Source organism: Nocardiopsis prasina DSM 43845, assembly GCF_000341265.1.
Lineage (GTDB): Bacteria > Actinomycetota > Actinomycetes > Streptosporangiales > Streptosporangiaceae > Nocardiopsis > Nocardiopsis prasina.
In genome coordinates this window covers 1-583 of sequence record NZ_ANAE01000227.1, presented here as the reverse complement: position 1 = coordinate 583, position 583 = coordinate 1, and the positions used below count along the sequence as shown (strand labels likewise).

Genomic DNA, 583 nt, shown 5'->3' with positions numbered 1-583 from the left:
GTGATGGAGGCTCTCAACCCTGGGAAGGATGAGAGACATGCCAGCACCGAGGAAGTACCCGCCTGAACTGCGCGAACGAGCGATCCGGATGGCCGTGGACGCCCGACAGAACTCGGCCACCCGCGATGGGGCCATCGCCCGCGTAGCCGACCAGCTGGGCATCAACCGCGAAACGCTGCGCAACTGGGTCACCCAGGCCGAGGTCGACGCCGGCCACCGCCCCGGCACCACCAGCGACCAGGCCCAACGCCTGGCCGAACTCGAACGCGAGAACCGCGAACTGAAGCGGGCCAACGCGATCCTCAAATCCGCGTCGGCTTTCTTCGCGGCGGAGCTCGACCGCCCACACACCAAGTAGTCGCCTACATCGACGTCCACCGGCACCAGTTCGGGGTCGAGCCGATCTGCCACACCCTACAGATCGCCCCGTCTACCTACTACGCGGCCAAATCGCGGGCCCCGTCGCTGCGCTCGCGCACCGATGAGGCCACAAGCGAGAAGATCGCCACGGTGCACGCCGACAACTACGGTGTCTACGGGGTGCGCAAGGTCCACGCAGAGTTGAATCGGCAGGGCCACCGGG

General features: G+C 66.9%; 2 protein-coding genes and 1 other annotated feature. Both genes read left to right on the top strand.

Features of this window, described 5'->3' with window-relative positions; translation table 11 throughout:
• The first annotated feature begins 37 nt into the window (after positions 1-37).
• On the top strand, positions 38-358 hold the full coding sequence (locus D452_RS31600) for a transposase (protein ID WP_026129718.1): 321 nt from the start codon (positions 38-40) through the stop codon (positions 356-358).
• Positions 307-583 (top strand): IS3 family transposase (locus tag D452_RS32015; RefSeq protein ID WP_152498660.1); only part of this gene is annotated, 277 nt, incomplete at its 3' end. The genes D452_RS31600 and D452_RS32015, both read left to right, overlap by 52 nt.
• Positions 316-429, top strand: a sequence feature (AL1L pseudoknot). It overlaps the preceding gene by 114 nt.